The 3,528-nt window shown below is 54.4% G+C and carries 6 protein-coding genes; 4 read left to right on the top strand and 2 right to left on the bottom strand.

All coding sequences use genetic code 11. From position 1 onward, the window contains the following. Window positions 1-87 precede the first annotated feature (87 nt). Entirely contained in the window at window positions 88-357 is a 270-nt protein-coding gene (locus MVK46_RS01745; protein WP_297534806.1) for a hypothetical protein, read from the bottom strand. Window positions 358-528: 171 nt separating this feature from the next. On the opposite strand from MVK46_RS01745, the gene MVK46_RS01740 reads away from it, so the two are divergent. Further along, on the top strand, window positions 529-1,176 hold the full coding sequence (locus MVK46_RS01740) for an MBL fold metallo-hydrolase (RefSeq protein WP_297534807.1): 648 nt from the start codon (window positions 529-531) through the stop codon (window positions 1,174-1,176). Then, a complete protein-coding gene (locus MVK46_RS01735; RefSeq protein ID WP_297534805.1) occupies window positions 1,173-1,421 on the top strand; it encodes a DUF504 domain-containing protein in 249 nt (82 codons plus the stop codon). The genes MVK46_RS01740 and MVK46_RS01735 overlap by 4 nt, the downstream gene beginning before the upstream one ends. Here MVK46_RS01735 and MVK46_RS01730 read toward each other — a convergent pair. Next, window positions 1,410-2,378 carry a DUF835 domain-containing protein gene (locus tag MVK46_RS01730; protein ID WP_297534803.1) on the bottom strand — a complete coding sequence of 323 codons (969 nt, stop codon included), beginning with the start codon at window positions 2,376-2,378 and terminating at the stop codon, window positions 1,410-1,412. The two genes, MVK46_RS01735 and MVK46_RS01730, sit on opposite strands and share 12 nt — an antisense overlap. A gap of 68 nt (window positions 2,379-2,446) precedes the next feature. Here MVK46_RS01730 and MVK46_RS01725 point away from each other — a divergent pair, with 68 nt between their 5' ends. Then, window positions 2,447-3,211 carry a YchF/TatD family DNA exonuclease gene (locus tag MVK46_RS01725; RefSeq protein WP_297534801.1) on the top strand — a complete coding sequence of 255 codons (765 nt, stop codon included), beginning with the start codon at window positions 2,447-2,449 and terminating at the stop codon, window positions 3,209-3,211. Continuing rightward, window positions 3,208-3,498, top strand: coding sequence for a DUF3216 domain-containing protein (locus MVK46_RS01720; protein ID WP_297534799.1), 291 nt, complete (start codon window positions 3,208-3,210; stop codon window positions 3,496-3,498). Before MVK46_RS01725 ends, MVK46_RS01720 begins: the two co-directional genes overlap by 4 nt. Window positions 3,499-3,528 lie beyond the last annotated feature (30 nt).

The raw sequence follows: 3,528 nt of genomic DNA, 5'->3' as shown, positions 1-3,528 counted from the left end.
TTCAAAAGCTGGAGGAGTATCTCCTTCGCTCTCTCGGTCTTCATTTGGTTCACCTAATGGATTTTGGATTGTGAGCTTATAAAACCCTCACCCATGCCACTTTTCGTCAAGGGGCTTGAGAAGACTTTTACCGGTGAGCCTTTGATATTCTTCGTCCAGCTCGAAGAGCTTCATAAGGTCATCGAGTATCTCCTCCGGTGTGGCCTTCCCGAGGAGAGGCTTCCAGTCGTTGGTAACCTCTGCGTAGTAGTAGAAGTGCCCCCAGCTCATTCCGTATTTTCTCCCAATTTTCTCAAGCTCGACCTTTATTTTGGAGAGGCTCATGTCAGCAACTAAAACCAATACCTTATAAACCACCGCCCCAAAACCACTCCGGGCGATGAAGAGTTTTATCCCTCCTGACGGGGACTCGCTCCCCCCGAGATGAAGACGCGGTCCCCCCTCGAGCCCCTCGGAGGTGGGAGCTTGGAGAACCTTGAGGTAATCTACCCCGACCTGTTCCCAATCGAGATTCCGCCCAACACGGTGATGCTTAAGGGCCTTGACTGGGACTCCAACGTCTACCTCTTCCGCTCCGGAAAGGAGGCTCTAATCATCGACACGGGCACGGGCGAGAACGCCGAGCGCTACTTCTCCCTGTGGCTCGGGGAGGGCTACCTTGACAGCCTGAAGAAGGTTGTAATCTTCAACACCCACGAGCACTTCGACCACGTCGGCGGAAACCTTGCCATGAAGGAACTCTTCGAGAGGCTCGGCGTCGATGTTCTCTTCGCTTCGCACAGGAAAACAGCTGAAGTCCTTGAGCGCGCCGATGGAAGGATAATCCTCGACTACGCCTACGGGAAGAGGTTTCCGGGGCATGATGTTGACATCAAGCTCGATGACGGCGACTACCTGAAAGTGGGCAGGAGAAAACTGCTCCTCCTCCACACGCCGGGCCACACCGCTGGAAGCTCCTGCCTCTACCTCGACGGCGAAGTTAAGCTAATCTTCACGGGCGACACCATATTCAACGGAACCGTCGGGAGAACGGATTTGCCAACCGGGAACAGGGAGGAGCTGAGGAAGAGCATTGAGAAACTGGCGGAGCTTGATGTTGACTTCGGCCTGCCCGGGCACGGCTGGCTCATAAAGGACTGGCGCGGGAACATTAAAGCGGTGAGGAGGTTCCTATGAGGAAGGGTTCGCTGAAGGAGGTTCTGGCAAAGATTAAGCACGACCCGAGGGAGGACGAGCGGGACTACTACATCGTCATCGAGCACCGCGGGGCTTACGGGAACGAGAAGAGAATCCCGGTTGAGATGATTGAGCTGGGACACGGCTACTTCTTCATCGGCGAGACCCAGATTCCATACCACAGGATAATCCGGGTTGTCAGGAAAGACGGAAAAGTGGTGTGGGAGAGGCACTCAAGAGATTAGCTCTAGCTCCGACGTTAGAATCGCCCACTCCTTCTTCTCGAAGGCCTCAGGAACGGCCGTCGCAACGAGGTAGCCGTTGTGAAGCACCGCGCTGTCCTTGAGGTAGAGGACGAAGTCCATCATATCCTTAAAGCCGAGTTCAAGCGCTATGTAGCCGAGGTTCTGGAGGAAGAGCACGGAACCCCTTTCGGAATTACCCTTCAGAAACTTTAGAAGCTCACTGCTCATTGAGGGAAGCTCGGATGGAGAGACGGAACTCTCACCCTTCGCCTTAGTTATCCACACCACCTCAACACGGCCGGAGAGTCCCTCAAGGAACTTCTCAGGATTTTCTCTGATGATTGCCCTCAGCGGAAAACCCCTCGATGCCATGTCTATGAGGAAGTACTTGGCCTTAACGTTGTCTGTGAAGAGGTAGCCGCCCGGGCGCAGGCTTGAGGGGGCTATGTTCTTCTCGCTCATGGCCTTTATTAGCTCGTAGACCTTTTTGATTTCCTGGTAGTGCTCCTCCTCCATGGTCGCAAGGCTGAGGGCCAGCTCCCTGACTTCCTTGTCCTCCGCAACCTCCCCCAGAAGTTCGTATGTTCTCTTCGCGAACAGCTCACTCTCCATGCAGTACTCGAGTGCGGTAATGTAGTCTTCAACGCTTGCAAACTTTGGGTAGAGCGGGGCAACCTCCACCGGGGGAAGCTCAACCGCCAGCGGCTCCTCACCGGGAAAGAGCTTCTCAAAGAGGCTCTTCAGCGCGGCTTCATGCTCCCTGCTCTCCTCGCTCATTTTGAGAAACAGTGCCTTGACGCTCAGGTGCTTGGCCCTCGAGGCCAGCCTCGCATAATATTTGGCCTCCTCCACCTCGTTCCTTATGGCGTAGCTGAGGAGTTCTTTGGGTGAAGATTTCTTCAATCGTTTGATGACCTCCTCCATGACCTCCTTCGGGTCTTTCAAATCCATCTCCATTCTCACTCCCCGAGAAGTGTTGTTAAAAACACGGAAAAGCTTTTCTATGCCGCACATAACGGAGAACCATGATTGACGCGCACGCTCACTTTGAGTTCTACAGAAGGGATGCCCCGAAGGTTATAGAGGACTGCCGGAAAGAGCTTAGGGCAGTGGTCGATTCAATCACCGAGTACAGGAAGGCCCACGTCTGGAAGAGCTGGGAGCTGCTCAGACCGTACTTCGGCTTCGTCTTTCCGACCCTCGGCTACCACCCGAACGAAGCCCGCAGGGGCAACTGGGAGAAGGTGAAAAAGGTCGAGGACTTCATACGCGAGCACTCAAAGGAGATAGTCGCCATCGGGGAGATAGGCCTCGACTACCACTACGCCGAGAACGAGAGGCAGAGGGAAAACCAGCGCGAAATCTTCAGGCACTTCCTCGAGCTGGCCGTTGAGCTCGGCCTTCCGGTCGTGATACACGCGAGGGAGGCCGAGGGAGAGGCGTACGAGCTGGTTCAAAGGGCGGGCGTTAAGGCCTACTTCCACTCCTACGCCGGGAGCGTCGAGCTGGCCAAAGAGATAGTCGAGAACGGCCACGTCATAGGGATAAACACCGGAGTAGTCTTCATTCCGGAAGTTAAGGCGGTTGCTGAAGCAATCGACGTGGATTACCTTTTGGCCGAGACGGACAGTCCATACATGAGTCCATTCAAGGGAAAAAGAAACACCCCGTGCAACGTTAAAATAGCGGTCGAGTGGATAGCGAGGCTTCAGGGGCTGGAGTTTGAAGAGGTCGAGAGGGAAACCGAGAAAAAGGCCATCGAGTTCTTTGCTCTGGGGGTGAAAGCATGAAGGTCGAAGAGGCCGAAAGGGTGAGGGAACTCTTGAAGGAGCTCGGCGAAGATGCCTTAATCGCGAGGCTGGACTCGTTCATAGCTTTAAACGAGGGGCTTGAAACCAAGAAGGGCGAGGACTACATAAAGCTCTCGATTCTGGGCTTCCTCGAAGGACTCCTGACGACGCTGAAGATGAAGTATCCGGAAAATGGGGAGGTTGTAAAGCTTTACGAGGAAATCAAGGCCAAGCGGGCAGAGCTTGATAAGTTCTTCAGGAAGCCGGCGATGCAGAATCTCCAGTAAACAGGCGTGTGAACACGTCCGAGTCCATTT

It is taken from the genome of Thermococcus sp. (assembly GCF_027066465.1).
GTDB lineage: Archaea > Methanobacteriota_B > Thermococci > Thermococcales > Thermococcaceae > Thermococcus.
The sequence above is the reverse complement of the archived record's forward strand: the minus strand, read 5'-3'. Positions and strand labels throughout refer to the sequence as shown.

Excerpts from the sequence above, each read along its gene's own strand:
- MVK46_RS01740 (WP_297534807.1), top strand. The coding sequence starts at position 529 with ATGCTTAAGGGCCTTGACTGGGACTCCAACGTCTACCTCTTCCGCTCC.
- MVK46_RS01730 (WP_297534803.1), bottom strand. The coding sequence starts at position 2,378 with ATGGAGATGGATTTGAAAGACCCGAAGGAGGTCATGGAGGAGGTCATC.
- MVK46_RS01735 (WP_297534805.1), top strand. The coding sequence starts at position 1,173 with ATGAGGAAGGGTTCGCTGAAGGAGGTTCTGGCAAAGATTAAGCACGAC.
- MVK46_RS01720 (WP_297534799.1), top strand. The coding sequence starts at position 3,208 with ATGAAGGTCGAAGAGGCCGAAAGGGTGAGGGAACTCTTGAAGGAGCTC.
- MVK46_RS01725 (WP_297534801.1), top strand. The coding sequence starts at position 2,447 with ATGATTGACGCGCACGCTCACTTTGAGTTCTACAGAAGGGATGCCCCG.